The organism is Streptantibioticus parmotrematis, from assembly GCF_019890615.1.
In the GTDB taxonomy this organism is placed as follows: Bacteria; Actinomycetota; Actinomycetes; order Streptomycetales; family Streptomycetaceae; genus Streptantibioticus_D; species Streptantibioticus_D parmotrematis.
In genome coordinates this window covers 57,973-75,385 of the sequence record NZ_JAINVZ010000010.1, presented here as the reverse complement: position 1 = coordinate 75,385, position 17,413 = coordinate 57,973, and the positions used below count along the sequence as shown (strand labels likewise).

The 17,413-nt window shown below is 72.7% G+C and carries 15 protein-coding genes and 1 tRNA gene; all 16 read right to left on the bottom strand.

From position 1 onward, the window contains the following. Positions 1–126: 126 nt before the first annotated feature. Positions 127–199 (bottom strand) — tRNA-Lys (locus tag K7472_RS16410). Positions 200–287: 88 nt separating this feature from the next. Continuing rightward, a complete protein-coding gene (locus tag K7472_RS16405) occupies positions 288–1,910 on the bottom strand; it encodes an FAD-dependent monooxygenase (protein ID WP_222978649.1) in 1,623 nt (540 codons plus the stop codon). Between the two features lie 104 nt (positions 1,911–2,014). After that, positions 2,015–2,236 carry an acyl-CoA carboxylase epsilon subunit gene (locus K7472_RS16400; protein ID WP_222978648.1) on the bottom strand — a complete coding sequence of 74 codons (222 nt, stop codon included), beginning with the start codon at positions 2,234–2,236 and terminating at the stop codon, positions 2,015–2,017. A 15-nt stretch (positions 2,237–2,251) separates the two neighbouring features. Next, positions 2,252–3,874 (bottom strand): acyl-CoA carboxylase subunit beta, encoded by a 1,623-nt coding sequence (locus tag K7472_RS16395; RefSeq protein ID WP_222978647.1) that lies wholly within the window; start codon positions 3,872–3,874, stop codon positions 2,252–2,254. 178 nt (positions 3,875–4,052) lie between these two features. Continuing rightward, on the bottom strand, positions 4,053–5,090 hold the full coding sequence (locus tag K7472_RS16390; RefSeq protein ID WP_222978646.1) for a Gfo/Idh/MocA family protein: 1,038 nt from the start codon (positions 5,088–5,090) through the stop codon (positions 4,053–4,055). After that, positions 5,083–6,582 carry an NDP-hexose 2,3-dehydratase family protein gene (locus K7472_RS16385; RefSeq protein WP_222978645.1) on the bottom strand — a complete coding sequence of 500 codons (1,500 nt, stop codon included), beginning with the start codon at positions 6,580–6,582 and terminating at the stop codon, positions 5,083–5,085. The genes K7472_RS16390 and K7472_RS16385 overlap by 8 nt, the downstream gene beginning before the upstream one ends. Positions 6,583–6,664: 82 nt before the next feature. Next, positions 6,665–7,426, bottom strand: a complete 762-nt coding sequence (locus tag K7472_RS16380; RefSeq protein ID WP_222978644.1) for an SDR family NAD(P)-dependent oxidoreductase — start codon at positions 7,424–7,426, stop codon at positions 6,665–6,667. A gap of 76 nt (positions 7,427–7,502) precedes the next feature. Continuing rightward, a complete protein-coding gene (gene rfbH / locus K7472_RS16375) occupies positions 7,503–8,822 on the bottom strand; it encodes a lipopolysaccharide biosynthesis protein RfbH (protein WP_222978643.1) in 1,320 nt (439 codons plus the stop codon). 97 nt (positions 8,823–8,919) lie between these two features. Further along, positions 8,920–9,870, bottom strand: a complete 951-nt coding sequence (locus tag K7472_RS16370; RefSeq protein ID WP_222978642.1) for an NAD-dependent epimerase/dehydratase family protein — start codon at positions 9,868–9,870, stop codon at positions 8,920–8,922. A 94-nt stretch (positions 9,871–9,964) separates the two neighbouring features. Then, positions 9,965–10,750: a VC0807 family protein gene (locus tag K7472_RS16365; RefSeq protein WP_222978640.1), complete on the bottom strand. Its 786-nt coding sequence runs from the start codon at positions 10,748–10,750 to the stop codon at positions 9,965–9,967. Between the two features lie 46 nt (positions 10,751–10,796). Further along, on the bottom strand, positions 10,797–11,579 hold the full coding sequence (locus tag K7472_RS16360) for an NAD-dependent epimerase/dehydratase family protein (protein ID WP_222978639.1): 783 nt from the start codon (positions 11,577–11,579) through the stop codon (positions 10,797–10,799). An 83-nt stretch (positions 11,580–11,662) separates the two neighbouring features. Then, positions 11,663–13,336, bottom strand: coding sequence for an FAD-dependent oxidoreductase (locus K7472_RS16355; protein ID WP_222978638.1), 1,674 nt, complete (start codon positions 13,334–13,336; stop codon positions 11,663–11,665). Next, positions 13,333–14,313 carry a dTDP-glucose 4,6-dehydratase gene (rfbB, locus tag K7472_RS16350; RefSeq protein ID WP_222978637.1) on the bottom strand — a complete coding sequence of 327 codons (981 nt, stop codon included), beginning with the start codon at positions 14,311–14,313 and terminating at the stop codon, positions 13,333–13,335. The genes K7472_RS16355 and rfbB overlap by 4 nt, the downstream gene beginning before the upstream one ends. Further along, complete coding sequence (locus tag K7472_RS16345) at positions 14,310–15,377, bottom strand: glucose-1-phosphate thymidylyltransferase (RefSeq protein WP_222978636.1); 1,068 nt, start codon at positions 15,375–15,377, stop codon at positions 14,310–14,312. Before K7472_RS16345 ends, rfbB begins: the two co-directional genes overlap by 4 nt. A 147-nt stretch (positions 15,378–15,524) precedes the next feature. Beyond that, positions 15,525–16,106, bottom strand: coding sequence for an NADPH-dependent FMN reductase (gene ssuE, locus K7472_RS16340; protein ID WP_222978635.1), 582 nt, complete (start codon positions 16,104–16,106; stop codon positions 15,525–15,527). A 65-nt stretch (positions 16,107–16,171) separates the two neighbouring features. Then, complete coding sequence (locus tag K7472_RS16335; RefSeq protein WP_222978634.1) at positions 16,172–17,308, bottom strand: MupA/Atu3671 family FMN-dependent luciferase-like monooxygenase; 1,137 nt, start codon at positions 17,306–17,308, stop codon at positions 16,172–16,174. Between the last annotated feature and the right edge of the window lie 105 nt (positions 17,309–17,413).

Here is a 17,413-nt window from a genome sequence, read left to right as displayed (position 1 = left end):
TCAATACTTTGGTCTGGACCAGTTGGCGAGGAAACGACGCCGGAACGGCACGGGAACGGCACGGGAACGGCGCCCGGAACAACGAGAAAGGGCGCCCTCCTGAGGAGGACGCCCTTTCCCACGATGTGCGCCGCCAGGGACTTGAACCCCGAACCCGCTGATTAAGAGTCAGCTGCTCTGCCAGTTGAGCTAGCGGCGCGAGCCGGCGCCTCGGGCGCCTGCTTGTGAGGAAGACTCTACCTGATGAGAGCGGGTGGTCAGGACCACGCAAGCCTGGCGGCGGCGGGTCACACGAGCGCGGGGCCGAACCACCTCTCCAGCGCGTCGGCCAGCGCGGGCCCGCCCGCCCAGGCGACCACGCCGTCCGGCCTGACCAGCAGACCCTTCAGCCCGGGCCGCGCCTCGCAGGTCGTCGTGACCAGGCTCACACGGTCCGCGTAGGGAGCGGCGGCCTCGCGCAGCGCGGCGTCGTCGGCGAGGTCGAACAGCAGGGCCCGGCCGTCGTGGCAGTGGTCGGCGAGCCGGGTGCCGTCCGCGAGCACGAGGTCGGGCGCGCTGCGGCCGAGCAACGTGCCGGGCTCGGCGGGGACGGCGGGACCGCCCGGCGCGGTGAGCGCGTCGGGGCCCGCGAGCACGTCCGGGCCCGAGGCGTCCGGGGCGGCCTCCTCCCGCTCGCGCGGGGCGACGTCGTAGTGCTGCCAGACGCCGGAGATCCGCTTGACGAAGTACGTGGTCCCCGACGGCGTCGCCATTAGGTCGGCGACCACCGAGCGCAGGGCCCGGGAGTGCGCGTCCGGCCGCATCAGCAGCACCTGGGAGCGGGTCCAGTCCAGCACCCAGGCGCCGATGGGGTGCCGTTCGGCGGTGTAGGTGTCGAGCAGTCCCTTGGGCGCCCGGCCGCGTACCGTCGCGGCGAGCTTCCAGCCCAGGTTGACCGCGTCGCCGATGCCGAGGTTGAGGCCCTGGGCGCCGAACGGCGAGTGGACGTGGGCCGCGTCGCCCGCGAGCAGGACCCGGCCGAGCCGGTAGGTGGACGCCTGGCGGGCGTTGTCGGTGAAGCGGGTGGCGCTGCGCACCGCGGTGACCTTCACCGGCACGCCGGACACCCTGCGCAGGCTGGTCTGCAACTCCTGCGCGGTGACCGGCGCCTCGCGGTCGGCGGGCGGCCCGTCGAACTCGACGGTGAGGATGCGTCCGGGCAGCGGGCCGTTGACGTAGACGCCGGTGTCGGTGCGGTTCCAGCCGGGGCGCAGTTCCTCGTCGCCGGTCATCTCGACCAGCGCCTGGTGGCCGGTGATCTGCCCCTCGGTGCCGGGGAACGGGAACGCGGCGAGCTTGCGCACGGTGCTGCGTCCGCCGTCGCAGCCGACCAGCCATCCGGCGCGCAGCGAGGCGGCCCCGTCCGGGCCCTCCACCGCGACGGTGACGCCCTCCTCGTCGTAGTCGAGGTTGGCGACCGCGACGCCGCGCCGCACGTCCACGCCGAGGCGCCCGGCCCACTCCCCCAGGATCCGTTCCACGTCCTGCTGCGGGACCATGCCGATGCCCTCGATGGGGCCGCGGTCGGTGAAGTCGGGGTCGGCGTCGTCGACCAGCGAGCCGTCGAGCATGATGCCCGCGTAGTGGCCGAGCGGCCGGGCCGGCAGCCCGCCCGGCGCACCGGCCGGCCGCTGCCGCATGAACCGTTCGAACCGCTCGCGCTGCGTCGCCTGCGCCGCGCGCAGCGCGGGCAGCAGGCCGCGGCGGTAGAACGCCTCGATGGTCGGGGCGTTGATGGCGCCCGCCTTGATGGTCGTATCGGGCTCGGTGAGGCGCTCGACGACGATGACGTCCACCCCGGCCAGCGTCAGCTCGCACGCGAGCATCAGCCCCACCGGCCCGCCCCCGGCCACGATCACATCGGCATCCATGAGGCCGACTGTACGAGGGCGAGCCTGTCAAATCGACGGTTTCCGGCCAACCCCCGCCGCAAGGAGTGGAGTTCGCGGCGGGGGCGGGGCACGGCGGTCGGGCGTCAGGCGGCGTGGCGCCAGTGCGGGGCCGGGGTGGTGAGCCAGGTGCCCGCGGGCCGGTGGGCGCGGTCGGCGCCGGGCCAGCGCAGGATGGTGGCGCCCGCGGCCTCCTCGGGCGCGGGGGCGGCGGCACGGGTCCTGGCCGCGGCGAGCAGGACCGCGGTCACCACGGCCAGTTCCTCCGCGCTCGCGTTGCCTCGAACGATGCGGATGTCAGCGTCCATCGATGAATTCCTCACTCACTGCGGCTGGTTGCCGTGCTTGCGGCTGGGCAGGGGGGCGTGCTTGGCGCGCAGCACCGCGAGCGCGCCGATCAGACGGGAGCGGGTCTCGGCCGGGTCGATGACGTCGTCCACCAGGCCGCGTTCCGCCGCGTAGTAGGGGTGCATCAGCTCGCGTCGGTACTCCTCGATGCGGGCCGCCCGGGTCGCCTCGGGGTCGTCGGAGGCGGCGATCTCGCGGCGGAAGACCACGTTGGCCGCGCCCTCCGCGCCCATCACCGCGATCTCGTTGGTCGGCCAGGCCAGCGACAGGTCGGTGCCGATGGAGCGCGAGTCCATGACGATGTACGCGCCGCCGTAGGCCTTGCGCAGGATGAGCTGGATGCGCGGGACGGTGGCGTTGCAGTACGCGTACAGCAGCTTGGCGCCGTGCCGGATCACGCCGCCGTGCTCCTGGGAGACGCCGGGCAGGAAGCCGGGCACGTCGACCAGGGTCACCAGCGGGATGTTGAACGCGTCGCACATCTGGACGAAGCGGGCGCCCTTCTCGGACGACTCGATGTCCAGCACGCCGGCGAGCGAGCTGGGCTGGTTGGCGACGATGCCGACGACCTTGCCGTCGAGCCGGGCGAGCGCGCAGACCAGGTTGGGCGCCCAGCGCTCGTGGATCTCGAAGAAGTCGCCGTTGTCGACGACCTCCTCGATGACCTTCTTGACGTCGTAGGAGCGGTTGCCGTCCGCCGGGACGAGGTCGAGCAGCGCGTCGTTGCGGCGGTCGGCCGGGTCGTCGGTGGCGACGGCCGGGGCGAGTTCGCGGTTGTTGGACGGCAGCAGCGACAGCAGGAAGCGCACCTCGGCGAAGCAGGTCTCCTCGTCGTCGTACGCGAACGTGGCCACGCCCGTGGTCTCGGCGTGCACGTCGGCGCCGCCCAGCGCGTCCTGGCTGATCTGCTCGCCGGTGACCGCCTGCACCACGTCGGGGCCGGTGATGAACATCTGCGAGGTGCCGCGGACCATGAAGACGAAGTCGGTCAGCGCCGGGGAGTAGGCCGCGCCGCCCGCGCAGGGCCCGAGCATCACGCTGATCTGCGGGATGACGCCGGAGTTGCGCACGTTGCGCTGGAAGATGCCGCCGTAGCCGGCGAGCGCGGTGACGCCTTCCTGGATACGGGCGCCCGCGCCGTCGCACAGGCCCACCACGGGCGCGCCGGCCGCCTCGGCCATGTCCATGATCTTGTGGATCTTCTGGGCGTGCGCCTCGCCGAGCGCGCCGCCGAAGATGCGGAAGTCGTGCGCGTAGGCGAAGACCGGGCGGCCGTCGACCTGGCCCCAGCCGATGACGACGCCGTCGGTGTACGGCTTCTTCGCCTCCAGGCCGAAACCGGTGGCCCGGTGCCTGCGCAGCGGTTCGACCTCGGTGAAGGTGCCCTCGTCGAACAGCAGGGCGAGGCGTTCGCGGGCGGTGAGCTTGCCCTTGGCGTGCTGGGCCTCGGTCGCGCGGTCGCTGGGGCCGCGCTCGACGTCGCGCCGGATCAGCTCCAGCTCGGCGGCCCGGGAGCGGGCGTCGGCGGGGGCGGCCGGGGCGGGTGCCGGGGCTGCGGTCTGACCGCTCGTACGGGGGCGGTCGTCGGTGATGCTCATGTGCTTCCTTCCCTCCGGGCGGTCGTGGGTTGCCGCGCGGCCGGGCCAGGTTGGGCGCGGCCCCTCGCGGACCGCTTGAGCGGGGGTGGGCGCGTCAACGCGGGCGGACGGGGGCGACGGGGCACACGCGTGAGGGCGCCCGCCCGGTGGTGGACCTCCGGGTGGCGCCCTCGGATCGTCAGCGGCGCGCCGCTGCCTCGTGCGGGGTCCGCGCCGCGTACGCCTGGATCGCGGCGAGCAGTTCGGCCTGTTCGGCGCAGGCGGCCGCGTCCGGCGAGCCGTGCTCCGGGTCGCGCACGGCCCGGGTGAACGCGGTGACCGTGGCGACCGCCTGGTCGTCAGGTTCGAGCACGACCGGGGTGGTGCCGCTGGGCCGCTCGACCAGCAGCACGGGGTGGTGGTCGGCGGGCGGGGTGAAGGCGCGCTCGACACGGATGCGGCCCTCGCTGCCCCACAGTTCGTACGCCGACCGGTACGCGTAGCCGATCCCGAAGGAGAGCTGGGCCATCACGTCGCCGCCCGGCGTCGTCAGCAGCGCGGCGCCGGAGGTCTCCACCTCGCGGCCGGGTTCCGCGTACAGTCCGGCGCCCAGCAGCCGCAGGCCGGGACCGAGCAGGTGCAGCGCGGCGCGCACCGGGTACAGACCGACGTCGAGCAGCGCGCCGCCGCCCAGGTCGCGCCGGTAGCGGATGTCGCCGGGCGGCAGTTCGGGGATGGCGAAGGAGGCCGAGAACGAGCGCAGCGCGCCGATCTCGCCGTCGGCCACCATCTTGCGCACCGCCGCGTGCTGGGCGTGGTGGACGAACATCACGTTCTCCGCCAGCACCAGTCCGCGTTCCGCGGCGAGTCGCAGCAGCTTGCGGGTGACCGCGGGGTCACCGGTGAGCGGCTTCTCGGCCAGCACGTGCTTGCCCGCGCGCAGCGCCGCCTCGACCCACTCGGCGTGCAGGGCGACGGGCAGCGGCACGTAGACCGCCTCGACGTCGTCGCGTTCCAGCAGCGCCGGATAGCCGGTGACCGCCGCGCAGCCGTAGCGGGACGCCGTCTCCCGCGACTTGGCGCCGTCGCGGCTGGCGACCGCCGCCAGCTCGGCGCCGGACGCCGCCGCGAAGGCGGGCAGCATCCGGCGCCGGGCGATGTCCGCACACCCCAGCACGCCGATCCGGACGGGCCGGGGAGTCCCGTTCCCCGGTCCGTCGTCGATCAGCTCAGGCATTCCTGCCCCCTCCCATCGCGTTGAGGCAGGCAAGCAGCGTACGGGCTTGGACGTTGACGTAGTGGCCGTGACGCACCAAAGACGCCAGTTGGCCGGGGGTGACCCAGCGGAAGCCCTCCGGCGGGTCGAGTTCGGCGCCGGGCTCGCCGTCGAGGACCTCCACGACCAGGTAGCGGGCCTCGGCGTTGAGGAAGCGGCCGCCCTCCTCGGAGTGCACCGCCTCGTAACGCACCCGGGCGGGCTCGGCGTTCAGCACCAGGTCCAGGAAGGGCGGGCGGTCCTCGTCCGGCAGGTCCTCGTGGTTGCCCGGGGTGCACTGCACGGTGGGGCTCAGCTCGATGGTGTCCAGGAAGCCGCCCTCGACGCGGGCGTTGACCAGCACGTGCAGCACGCCCTCGATGGAGCGGGCGAGGAACGCGCACACCCCGGGGCCGACCGGCTCGATCAACGGCTGGGTCCAGCGCGCGACTTCGCGGCTGCCCGCCTCGACCTTGACGGCGACCACGTCGAAGAAGCGGCCCTGGTCGTGGCTGATCCGGGTCTCGTCGCGGGTCCAGTCCGGCAGGCCGGTCAGCGGTACGCGTTCGGCGTGCACGTCCGGGGCGGAGCGCTGGGCGGTGAACCACGACAGCAGTTCGGTGTCGGAGTGCAGCGCGCCCGCGTCCGGGGTGCGGGCCCGGTCCAGCGCGGCGGCGAACGAGCCGTCGACCGCCCAGTCGAAGGTGCCGTCGGCGGCGAAGTGCCGCGGGCCCTCGGGTCCCATGGGAACGGTGGACAGCACGGTGCGCGAGTCCATGTTCACCACGTTGTCCTGGTGCAGCAGTTCGCTGATCTGGCCGAAGGTGAGCCAGCAGAAGTCGTCGTGCAGCGGCACGTCGCCGTGCGCCTCGACGATCATGTTGCGGTTGGACTTGTGGAAGAACCACGAGCCGTGCTCGGACTGGAGCACGTCGGTCAGGACCCGGCCGAGTTCGGGACGCAGGAAGTACTCGATGTACTTCACGTCGGCGCCCTGGTGGACCTTGGTGTAGTTGGAGCGGGTGGCCTGCACGGTGGGCGACAGCTGGAGCAGGTTGCGGTTGCCCGGCTCCATCTTGGCCTGCATCAGGCAGTGCAGCACCCCGTCGAACTCCTTGACCAGGATGCCCAGGATGCCGACCTCGGGCTGCTTGATGATCGGCTGGTGCCACTCGCGGTACGGCCCGGTGTCGCTGGTGACGCGCATGCCCTCGACGGTGAAGAACCGTCCGCTGCGGTGCACCAGGTTGCCGGTGCCGTCCTCGAAGGACCAGCCGTCCAGCTCGTCGAACGGGATCTTCTCCACCTTGAAGACGTTGGCCCGGCCGCGGGCGGCGAGCCACGCGGGGAAGTCCTCGGTCTTCAGGTGCACCCCGCGGGTGGTCTGCGCCGAGCGGGCGAAGCGGGCGGGCAGCCCGGCGTCGTCGCGGGCGGTCAGCAGCGGGGAAGCCGGCGGTGCGGCGAAAGTGGTCATGGTCGTCCCTCCCTGGTGGGTCGGCGGCCCGCCGCGCGCCGGGCCGGTGCCCCGGTGACGCGCGGCGCGGTCCGCCGCGATGTCATCTGCCGCCCGCAACCGTCAGCGCTTCGCCGGTGATGTTGCCGTTGGCCGCCGAGCCCAGGAACACCACCGAGCGGGCGACTTCGTCGGGGGTGCTCAGCCGGGTCGTGGGGGTCGCCCCGGACTCGCGGTCGCGCACGGCCGCGGGCAGCCGGGTCAGCACCGCCGGTGTCGCGGTCAGCCCGGGGCAGACCACGTTGACCAGGACGCCGCTGTCGCCCAGGTCCCACATCAGGCTGCGGGCCAGCCCGTGCAGTCCGGCCTTCGCGGCGCCGTAGAACTCCTGCCCGAGGTTGCCGTCGAGCGCGTTGTGCGAGGACATCAGCACGATCCGTCCCCAGCCGCGCCGCCGCATCCCCGGCACCGCGCACTGCACGGTGCGGATCGCCGGGGCGAGGTTGTCGTCCAGCACCGGGCGCCACTCGGACTCCGGCACGTCCTCGAAGCGGGTGCCGCGCTCGCGCCTTTTGCCGTAGCGCACGGCGCCCACGACGAGGACGTCCAGGCCGCCCCAGCGTTCCTCGACCGCCGCGACCGCCCGTTCCGGCGAGCCGGCCTCGTCCAGTGCGTACGGCACCGGGAAGGCGCGGTCGTCGGCCGCACCGAGTTCGGTCGCGAGTTTCTCGGCGGCCTCGGTGTCGCTGCGGTAGGCGACGGCGACCTTCGCGCCCTCGGCCCAGAAGGCGCGGGCGATCTCGCGGCCGATGCCTCCGGTGGCGCCGGTGACCAGGACGACGCGTCCGGTCAGGCCGAGATCCATGGACGGCGTCCTTCCGTGCGGGGGTGGTCGGGCGTGCGGTGCGAGGGCGTGCGGCGGGCGCTCACGCGCGGCCCGGTCACGCGGTGCGGGCCAGACCCGCGGAGGCGACGAACTCCCGGACGGAGGAGGCGATGTAGTCGATCATCTCCTCGGTCAGGCCGGGGTAGATGCCCACCCAGAAGGTCTGGTCGGTGATGATGTCGCTGTTGGTCAGGTCGCCGACGATGCGGTGCGGCTGGTCGACGTAGGCGGGGTGGCGGGTGAGGTTGCCGGCGAACAGGCGGCGGGTGCCGATCTTGCGGTCCTCCAGGAAGTCGACCAGCTCGGCGCGGGAGAACGGCGCGTTCGGGTCGACGGTGAGCACGAAACCGAACCAGCTCGGGTCGCTCTTGGGCGTCGCCTCGGGCAGCAGCAGGTACGGGGTGCCCTCCAGGCCGTCGCGCAGGCGCTTGAAGTTGGCCTTGCGGGCGTCGATGAACGAGTCGAGCTTGGCCAGCTGGGTCAGGCCCAGGGCGGCCTGAAGGTCGGTGGCCTTCAGGTTGTAGCCGACGTGGCTGAAGATGTACTTGTGGTCGTAGCCCTGCGGGAGCGTGCCCATCTGGTAGTTGAAGCGCTTGAGGCACTTGTTGCTCTCGCCCGGCTCGCACCAGCAGTCCCGGCCCCAGTCGCGCAGGCTCTCCACGATGCGGGCCAGCGCCAGGTTCGAGGTGAGCACGCAGCCGCCCTCGCCCATCGTCAGGTGGTGCGCGGGGTAGAAGCTGACCGTGGTCATGTCGCCGAAGGTGCCGGTGAGCTGCCCGTCGTAGAGCGAGCCGACCGCGTCGCAGTTGTCCTCGATGAGGAACAGCTCGTGCTCGACGGCGAGTTCGGCGATCTCCGCGACCGGGAACGGGTTGCCGAGCGCGTGGGCGATCATGATGGCCCGGGTCTTCGGCCCGATCGCCGCCTGCACCCGCTCGACGGTGGTGTTGTACGTGCCCAGCTCGACGTCGACGAAGACCGGGACCAGGCCGTTCTGCAGGATCGGGTTGACGGTGGTGGGGAAGCCCGCCGCGACGGTGATCACCTCGTCGCCGGGGCGCAGCCGGCGGTCCTCCAGCTGGTGCGAGGTGAGCGCGGACATCGCCAGCAGGTTGGCGGACGAGCCGGAGTTGGTCAGATGGGCCTTGCGGCGCTTGAGGCGGCGGGCGAACTGCGACTCGAACCGACGGGAGCTCTTGCCCGCCGCGATCCGCATGTCGAGCGCGGCCTCCACGAGCGCGACCCGGTCCTCCTCCTCGAGCACCGCGCCGGACGGCCAGATCTCCGTGACACCGGGCTCGAACGGCCGGGTGTCGCGCTGCTCCTGGTGGTACTTGCGCACCTCGTCGAGCACAAGCGCCCTTTGGTCGCTCATCTGAACTACCTCCGTGATCGGTTCGGCACGGTGCCCGCGCCCGTCACGCCAGACCCTGCACCCCGGGGCTCGAACGGCCCTCGATACCCGATCGCGCTCACCGGGCCACCGGCTGGCGCAGCATGTCGCGCAGGGTGACGTCCAGCGGGCGGCGTGGACGCCAGCCGAGCGCGCGGTGCGCCGCGGTGATGTCGTAGCGCTGGCCGCTGATGGTGCCGCGCACGCTGTCGCAGGCGCGTTCCTCGACGACCTCGACCGGGATGCCGGACAGCTCCACCATCCGGTGCACCAGCATCCGCACGGCGACCGCCTCGCCCCGCGCCACGTTGAGCACGGTGCCGGGGCCGCCGTCCGGCACGCCCCTGGCCGACTCCAGTACCGCGTCGCACACGTCGCGCACGTCCACGAAGTCGCGGAACGACATCAGCGGCGACAGCCGCAGGGCGGGCGCGGGACGGCCCGCGGCGACCTCGGCCTGGGCGGCGGCCAGGTGGTGGGCGACCATGCCGGGCAGGCTGTCCGGCGGGGCGCCGCGGCCCAGGATGTTGGAGACCCGCAGCACGACCACCTCCAGCAGGCCGGCACCGGCGACGGCCAACAGGGCCTGGGTGCCGGCGAGTTTGGCGCGGCCGTAGCCGCTGTCGGGTCGCGGCGCGAGCTGCTCGGAGGCGGTCACGCCGGGCGACACCGGCCCGTACTCGTGCACCGAGCCGAGGTGCACCACCCGGGGCGGGCGCGGCAGCGAGGCCGCCGCCTCGGCCAGCTTGGCGGGCAACTCGGCGTTCAGCAGCGCCATCTGATCTTCCGTCACCCCCCAGACGGCGCCCGCCGAGTTGACCAGGGCGTCCGGCTCCGCGGCGGCCAGCAGCCCGGCGATCTCGCCGGGCGAGGCGGCCGCGAGGTCCAGCGCGATCCCGTCGGGGCCGGACTCGCGGCGGGCGACCCGCACGACCCGGTGGCCGGTGGCCTCGAAGGCCGCACACAGGTGGCGCCCGGCGAAGCCGGTACTCCCGAACACCACCACCGTTCTCGCTGTCGTTTCAGTCACGGCCACACGTACCTCTCTCGTCTCGTCCGCAGACGTGAGCGCCGGCCGGGACCGCAGTGGGGGTGCGGCACCGGCCGGCGATCCGTCCTCGTGATCAGGCCGCCGCGCCGTCCTGGTGGCGGGACGGCCGGGGCAGCACCGGGTGGGCGTGGACGCCGGGGCCGCCGTCCCGTCCCGGCCCGGCGTCGCGGCGCGCGTTCTCCTCGACGTGGGCGAGCAGCAGGCGTTCGGCACGGTCGGAGACCTTGCCGGTGCCGACCATCAGCACCAGCACCGCGCCGACCAGGATCACCGTGGACATCCACACCATGGTGTCCACCGGCAGGGTGTAGGCGCCGATCACCCGCAGCACGCAGTCGCCGAGCAGCCCGAGCCCCCACAGCAGGCTGACGTTGGAGATGCCGCGGCGGAACGCCGGGGAGGTGGCGCGCAGATGCTCCCAGGCGGCTTCCTTCTCGGCCTCCCCCTTGGTCATCATCGGCCGCATCGCGTTGGTCATCAGCGGCTGGCGGGTGAACGCCGACCAGGCGATGGACAGGCCGATCACGCCGGTGCCCAGCGACTCCTTGGCCAGCATCAGCCGCGCGCTGCCCGTCATCGCGCTGATGCCTGCGCCCGCGACGGTCACCACGAGCATCAGCAGCGCCAGGCCGTTGACCTTGCGCTCCCTGGTCAGGCCGAAGACGGTGCGGATCATGGGGACGACGCCGCTGAGGATCAGGGAGTCGACCGAGCTGAGCTTCGCGGCGTCGTGCAGGACGTAGTAGAGGGCGGTGGGGACGGCCACGTCGATGACCAACGGGCGCAGTGCGGTGACCAGTTGACTCGACGACGACGGATCCGGGCGCGCCGGACCGCCTGCCGTCGCGGGGTTCGTCATGGGGGAATCTCCTTGTCTCGGGCGCGCGGCACGAGCCTCGCGCGCCTCAGGCTGACAGCCGGGACTCGAGCGGCGCCTGAGCCGTGCTCGGGTCCGCGTCCAGCGGGAAGGCGTCGATGGCCCGCAGGTGGTAGTCGGGGCCGAAGCCCAGGCCGGCCACTTCCGGCACGAGGGTGCGCAGCTTGTGGATGGAGATGGTGTGCCGGGCGCCCGCGTCCCGGTACTCGCGCCGCGCCCGCGTGCCGAGGCGGCGCTCCAGCCGGTCCACGACGCGTTCGACCGGGACCGCGTTGCCGGAGGCGACGTTGACGACCTCGCCGTTCGGAGCCCGGGCGAGCAGGTGGTCGATGACGGTCACGGTGTCGTCGACCGCGATCAGGTCGCGGGCGGCGCCGCGGTGGATCTCCACCCGGCCGGCCCGGATCTGGCTGACCAGCATCGGCAGCAGCTGGTGCGGCGGCTGGCCGGGGCCGACCAGGTGGCCGAGCCGCAGCACCAGGTGATCGGCTCCGGAGGCGGCCAACTGCCGCTCCATCGCCAGCTTGTGGTGCCCGTACGGGGTGCAGGGCACGACCGGGGTGTCCTCCTCGGCGGGGCCGGTCACCCGGCCGTACATGCCACTGGAGGAGGTGGAGAAGAACAGCAGGCGGCGGCCGCCCGCCTTGCAGCGGGCGGCCACCTCGGCCAGCAGGTCCGACTCCCGCCGGAAGTCGGCGGCCGAGGTGCCGCTCGCCCAGGACACTCCCGCCGCGAGGACGACGGTGTCGTGGTGCCGGTCGGATAGGGGCGCGAGACTCCGGGCGAGGAAGCCGTTTCCCACGATGTCCATGCGGTGTCCTGATCTCGGGGGACTGATCTCGGAACTGATCTCGGGACTTGTCTCGGGGACCGTTCCCGGAGGGCGGGAGACGGTCAGCGGGCGGCGGCGGCCACCGGCCGGTCACCGCGGTCCGCCGCCTCGGGCCGCGCGGCGGAAGGGCGGCGCAGCCCCAGCTTCTCCAGCGCGGGTCGCGGTCCGCCGGTCGCCAGGTCCGCGCCGGACGCCGCGACGTAGCCGTCGGGCCGGATCAGCAGCCAGTTGCCCGGTACGAGCCCCAGTTCCTCGCGCAGTCGCCCTTCCGGGTCGGCGAGCGCGCCGGGCACCTGCTCGTCGCCCACCACGCGCACCCGCACCACGCCCTCGTACCCCTCGGCGATCTCGCGCAGCGCCACCCGGTCCCGCTCGCGGCCGCAGGCCAGCAGCGTCCAGCCGCTCTCGCGCAGCTCGGCGAGCAACTCCCGCCAGCCGCTGGAGCGCACGGCCCCGGCGGTGGTGACCCGGCTGGCGCGCGAGCCCGGCGGCAGCACCGCGTCCTCGGGCACGCCGTCGCCCAGCGACAGCGGGCTCGCGTCGTAGCGCAGGTCGAGCGCCGACATGCCGCCCATGATCTTGCGCTCGATCTTCGACTTCAGCGGCGGCACCGAGCGCACGAAGGTGAACAGCGCCCGCAGCGCGGCGGCCGCCCAGCGGTTCTTCAACTGCACCAGGATCGTGGCGAACCGGGTGGACGCCAGCAGGCTCGCGCCGACGGGCACGCGCTCCGCGCTGTAGGTGTCCAGGATCGTGCCGTCGGCCTGCCCGTGGATGACCGAGGCCAGCTTCCAGGAGAGGTTGTACGCGTCCTGCACACCGGTGTTCATGCCCTGCCCGGAGGCGGGGCTGTGCACGTGGGCGGCGTCGCCCGCGACGAAACAGCGGCCGGAGCGCATGGTCGGGATCATGCGCTGCTGAATGGTGAAGACCGACACCCAGGTGGGCGCCTCGACCGTGACCTCCGCGCCGGTACCCGCCTTGATCTTGCGGGCGAAGCGCGCCGCGATCGCCTCGTCGTCGCCGTCGTAGCTCGCGTCGCGGGTGTCCAGCAGCCGCCACTTGCCCGGGTCGGGGAACGGCACCAGCATCACGGTGCCCTCGGGGGTGCGCATCCAGTGGATGGAGTCGCGCGGCAGTTCGCACTCCACGACCGCGTCGGCGATCAGCCAGGTCTCGCTGCTGTCGCCGTGCAGCGGCAGCCCGAGGGTCTTGCGGACGGTGGAGTGGCCGCCGTCGGTGCCGACCAGCCAGTCGGCGGTGACGGTCTCCACCGTGCCGTCGGCGTGGGTGAGTTCGGCGGTCACACCGTCACCGGTGTCGCGGAAGGAGGTCAGCTTCGTCTTCCACTCGACCTCCACGCCGCGCCGCGCGGTCGCGGTGCGCAGCACCTCCTCGGTGACGACCTGGTCGACCATGAGGGTGTAGGGGAAGCGGGTGGGAAGCCTGCTGTAGTCGGTGTCGAAGCGGATCAGGCGGCGGCCGTTCTGGTGCAGCGTGAAGTGCTCGACGCGCTGCCCGCGCGGCAGCAGCTCGTCGACGACGCCCATCTGGTCGTAGGTCTCCAGGGTGCGGGCGTGGGTGGCCAGCGCCCGGCTGGTGACCGCGGGGCCGTCGGCGGCGTCGACCAGCCTGACCCGCACACCGTGCCGGGTCAGTTCGTGGGCGGCGGTCAGCCCGACCGGTCCCGCGCCGACCACCAGCACCTGCGGCCGCTCCTCGTGCGCGGCGGTCATCCCTGCTCCCCTTCGTTCTTGATCGGCTTCCACCAGCCGGGGTTGTCCTGGTACCAGGCGACGGTCTCGGCGAGGCCCTGCTCGAAGGTGACCTCGGGCGCGTAGCCCAGTTCCTCGCGGATCTTGGTCTCGTCCAGCGAGTAACGCAGGTCGTGGCCCTTGCGGTCGGCGACCCGCACGACGGACGACCAGTCGTTGCCGGTCAGTTCCAGCAGCTTCTCGGTGATCTGGCGGTTGGTCTGCTCGTTGCCGCCGCCGACGTTGTAGACCTCGCCGGAGCGGCCCTTGGTGAGGACCAGGTGGATCGCCCGGCAGTGGTCGGCCACGTGCAGCCACTCGCGGATGTTGGCGCCCTCGCCGTACAGCGGCACCTTGCTGCCCTGGAGCAGGTTGGTGACGAAGCGCGGGATGAGCTTCTCCGGGTGCTGGTACGGGCCGTAGTTGTTGGAGCAGCGGGTGATCGACACGTCCAGCTTGTGGGTGCGCCAGTAGGCGCGGGCGATCAGGTCGGAGCCCGCCTTGGACGCCGCGTACGGGGAGTTGGGCAGCAGCGGCCACTCCTCGGTCCACGCGCCCTCGTCGATGGAGCCGTAGACCTCGTCGGTGGACACGTGCAGGAAGCGGCTGACCCCGGTCTTCAGGCAGCCGTCCAGCAGCGTCTGGGTGCCGCCGACGTTGGTGCGCACGAACTCGGCGGCCGACTCGACGGAGCGGTCGACGTGGGACTCGGCGGCGAAGTGCACCACCGCGTCGTGCCCGGGCAGCAGTTCGTCCACCAGGTCGGCGTCGCAGATGTCGCCCTGGACGAACTCCAGTCTCGGGTGCGAGGCCGGCAGATTCTCCCGGTTGCCCGCGTAGGTGAGCTTGTCCAGCACGGTGACGTGGGTGCCCTCGGAGCCGGCGTAGCCGTCCTGGAGCAGGGTGCGCACGTAGTGCGAACCGATGAATCCGGCGGCGCCGGTGACGAGAAGCCTCATGCCGCGACCTCGATCCGGGTGTGGTCACCGACGACCAGCCGGTGCTTGCGGGTGGAGTTGTCGCCGCTGCTGACGGCGGCCGAGCGGCCGATGACGGAACCGTGCACCGCGTGCACGCCGCTGACCGAGGCGCCGTCCAGGGCGATGGAGTAGTCGATGTGGGTGCCGACGAGGGAGACCTGCGCGCCGATGGAGGTGTGCGGGCCGATCCGGGAGTCCTCGACCAGGCTGTCGGGGCCGATGATCGCCGGGCCCTCGATGAACGAGCGCACGATGCGGGCGCCGGGGGCGACGACGACCGGGCCGATCAGCACGCTCTCGTCGTCCACCTGGCCCTCGACGTCGCGCACGAGGTGGTCGAGGAGTTCCCGGTTGCACTCCAGGACGTCGTCGACCTTGCCGGTGTCCTTCCAGTACCCGGTGTACTCCTGGGCGCGCACGTCGGCGCCGGAGGACACCAGCCACTGCACGGCGTCGGTGATCTCCAGCTCGCCGCGGGCACTGGGCTCGATGGCGTCGGTGGCCTCGTGGATGGCGGCGGTGAAGAAGTAGACGCCGATCAGCGCCAGGTCGCTCTTGGGCTGCTGGGGCTTCTCGACGAGTCGCTCCACGACGCCCTCGGCCCCGACCTCGGCGACACCGAACGCCCGGGGGTCCTCGACCCGCTGCACCACGACCTGGGCGGCCGGGCCGACCTCGCGGAAGCGCTCCGCGGCGCCGGTGATGCCGTCCGGGAGCATGTTGTCGCCCAGGTACATCACGAAGTCGTCGTCGCCCAGGAAGTCCTTGGCGATCTGCACGCAGTGCGCGAGGCCGCGCGGGGCGTCCTGGCGCAGGTAGGTCAGGCGCAGGCCCAGCTCCTCGCCGTCACCGAGGACGGCCGCGATCTCGGGCTCCCGGTCGCCGACGATGATGCCGATGTCGGTGACGCCGATGTCGCGGATGTTCTCCAGCACGTGTTCCAGCACGGGCTTGTTGGCTATCGGGATGAGCTGCTTGGGCATCGAATAGCTGAACGGCCGCAGCCGGGTACCCGTGCCGCCGGACAGCACCAGAGCCTTCATCGGAAACTCCTCTCTCACCATGTCTCATCATGTTCAGTACGGTTCGTGGATGACACGGGCCGGATGTCCCGGTCCGTGCCGGTGGCGGTCGGACCATGAGGGCAGGCGGTGGAGAAACCCTCGAACCGCCGTGCCGGGCGCGGCCGTTCAGGCGGCGGCGCGGGGTGCGGCCGGCTCGGCGTGCCGTTCGGCCGGGGCCACCGCGGTCAGCAGTTCCTCGAACCGGTCGGTCACGTCGTCCAGCCGGGCGCGGGTCAGGGGGTCGGGTTCGCGCCGCCCGTCGGGGCCGCGCACGGCCGCGTCGGAGGGCACGAAGACGGCGTCGGTGATGGCGACCGGCCGCATCGACGCCAGCACCGGGCGCAGCCCGTAGTCCACGGCGAGGGCGTGCGCCATCGAGCCGCCGGAGGCCAGCGGCATGACGACCTTGCCCTCCAGGGCGTACTGCGGCAGCAGGTCGAGGAAGGCCTTGAGCAGCCCGGAGTAGGCGGCCTTGTAGACGGGGGTGGCGAGCAGCACCGCGTCGGCGGCGATCAGCCGGTCGACGGCGTCGCGCACCGCGGGGTCCTCGGTGTCGGCGGCCAGCAGCGCCGCCGGGGGCAGTTCACGTACCGGCAGGGTGTCCACCGGGTGCCCGCGGCCCCGCAGCCGCCGCGCGGCCAGGCCCAGCACCTCCTGGGTGAACGAGGACGGGGACGGGCTGCCGGAGACGGCCAGGATCGTCGGCATGGGTGGGTCCTTGTCGTCGGTCGGTGTCTTTCGTGACGTCTTCTACGGAATGGAGTCGTCGGGGATCAGGCCGCGGCGGGCGCGGCGTCGGAGTCCGTGACGGCGTTCGCGGCGCCGGTGAAGCGCTGCCGCAGTTCGCCGACCAGGTCGAGGGAGGACAGGACCTGCGCCGAGTCGCCCACGAAGTCGACCAGGCAGGCGATCTCGTCGGCGCCGGCCGCGCGCACCCGCTCGGCGGTGGCGGTCACCTCGTCCAGCGAGCCGATCAGCGAGTTGCCGGACAGGTAGCGGTTGACGCCGAGTTCGGCGAGCTTGCGCTGCGCGGCCTGGGCGGCCAGCACGTCGCGGCCCTGCTTGCCGCCGCTCATCCGGCCGCCCGCGGTGACCGCCTTGGACTCCAGGTCGATGGCGGTCAGCAGGTAGTCGCGCAGCCAGCCGCCGCCGGTCGCCCGCGCCTGCGCGGAGTCCTCGGCGAGGAAGGTGTGCATCATCACGGTGATCTTCCCCGGACCCTCCCAGCCGTGCTCGGCGCGCGCCGCGCGGTAGATCGCGGCCTTGTCCGCCAGCGACTCGGGGTCCTGGTTCTCCAGGTGGGTGAGGATGTTGCAGCCCAGGCGGCCCGCCTCGCGGAAGGTGCCCTCGCTGCGCGAGGCGGTCACCCAGATCTCCAGCTCGCGCTGGACGGGACGCGGGAAGACGCTGAGGGTGACCTCCTTGCCGAGCGGGTCGGGCCCGGTCCAGCTGCCGGTGCGCCATGCCTCGCGGATCGCGTCCACGTCGGCGACCATGCGCGCGCGGCGGCCCTCGTAGGCCTCGGGGGCGAGCACGAAGTCGTTGACGTTCCAGCCCGATCCGACCGAGATCGCGGTGCGCCCGCCGGAGATGCCGTCGACCATCGCGAAGTCCTCGACCACGCGGGCGGTCGGGTGCAGCGGGGTGACGACGCTGCCGGCCCGGATCTGCACGCGGCTGGTGACGGCGGCGATCGCGGCCGAGGAGACCGCGGGGTTGGGGAAGGCGCCACCGAAGCGGTGGAAGTGGCGCTCCGGGGTGGAGACGAAGGCGAGGTCCAACTCGTCGGCGCGGCGCGCGCAGTCGAGCATGAGCCGGTAGGTCTCCCCCGCCTGGTCGCCGACCGCGGCGAAGAAGAAGACGCCGAAGTCGAGCGGTCCGCCGCCCTGTCGCCGCTGGCTCGCGTTCATCTGACTCCTCCTGGACACCGGATCTCGCGTGTGGTCGGCACATCTCCCGGCTGCTTCCCGGGGGCCTCCCGCGTGTGGTCGGCACACCTTGGGGTGCCTGGCTCG

What these genes read in the sequence shown, in the direction of transcription:
- K7472_RS16405 (WP_222978649.1), bottom strand. Translation starts at nt 1,910, where the DNA reads ATGGATGCCGATGTGATCGTGGCCGGGGGCGGGCCGGTGGGGCTGATG.
- K7472_RS16400 (WP_222978648.1), bottom strand. Translation starts at nt 2,236, where the DNA reads ATGGACGCTGACATCCGCATCGTTCGAGGCAACGCGAGCGCGGAGGAA.
- K7472_RS16395 (WP_222978647.1), bottom strand. Translation starts at nt 3,874, where the DNA reads ATGAGCATCACCGACGACCGCCCCCGTACGAGCGGTCAGACCGCAGCC.
- K7472_RS16390 (WP_222978646.1), bottom strand. Translation starts at nt 5,090, where the DNA reads ATGCCTGAGCTGATCGACGACGGACCGGGGAACGGGACTCCCCGGCCC.
- K7472_RS16385 (WP_222978645.1), bottom strand. Translation starts at nt 6,582, where the DNA reads ATGACCACTTTCGCCGCACCGCCGGCTTCCCCGCTGCTGACCGCCCGC.
- K7472_RS16380 (WP_222978644.1), bottom strand. Translation starts at nt 7,426, where the DNA reads ATGGATCTCGGCCTGACCGGACGCGTCGTCCTGGTCACCGGCGCCACC.
- rfbH (WP_222978643.1), bottom strand. Translation starts at nt 8,822, where the DNA reads ATGAGCGACCAAAGGGCGCTTGTGCTCGACGAGGTGCGCAAGTACCAC.
- K7472_RS16365 (WP_222978640.1), bottom strand. Translation starts at nt 10,750, where the DNA reads ATGACGAACCCCGCGACGGCAGGCGGTCCGGCGCGCCCGGATCCGTCG.
- K7472_RS16360 (WP_222978639.1), bottom strand. Translation starts at nt 11,579, where the DNA reads ATGGACATCGTGGGAAACGGCTTCCTCGCCCGGAGTCTCGCGCCCCTA.
- K7472_RS16355 (WP_222978638.1), bottom strand. Translation starts at nt 13,336, where the DNA reads ATGACCGCCGCGCACGAGGAGCGGCCGCAGGTGCTGGTGGTCGGCGCG.
- rfbB (WP_222978637.1), bottom strand. Translation starts at nt 14,313, where the DNA reads ATGAGGCTTCTCGTCACCGGCGCCGCCGGATTCATCGGTTCGCACTAC.
- K7472_RS16345 (WP_222978636.1), bottom strand. Translation starts at nt 15,377, where the DNA reads ATGAAGGCTCTGGTGCTGTCCGGCGGCACGGGTACCCGGCTGCGGCCG.
- ssuE (WP_222978635.1), bottom strand. Translation starts at nt 16,106, where the DNA reads ATGCCGACGATCCTGGCCGTCTCCGGCAGCCCGTCCCCGTCCTCGTTC.
- K7472_RS16335 (WP_222978634.1), bottom strand. Translation starts at nt 17,308, where the DNA reads ATGAACGCGAGCCAGCGGCGACAGGGCGGCGGACCGCTCGACTTCGGC.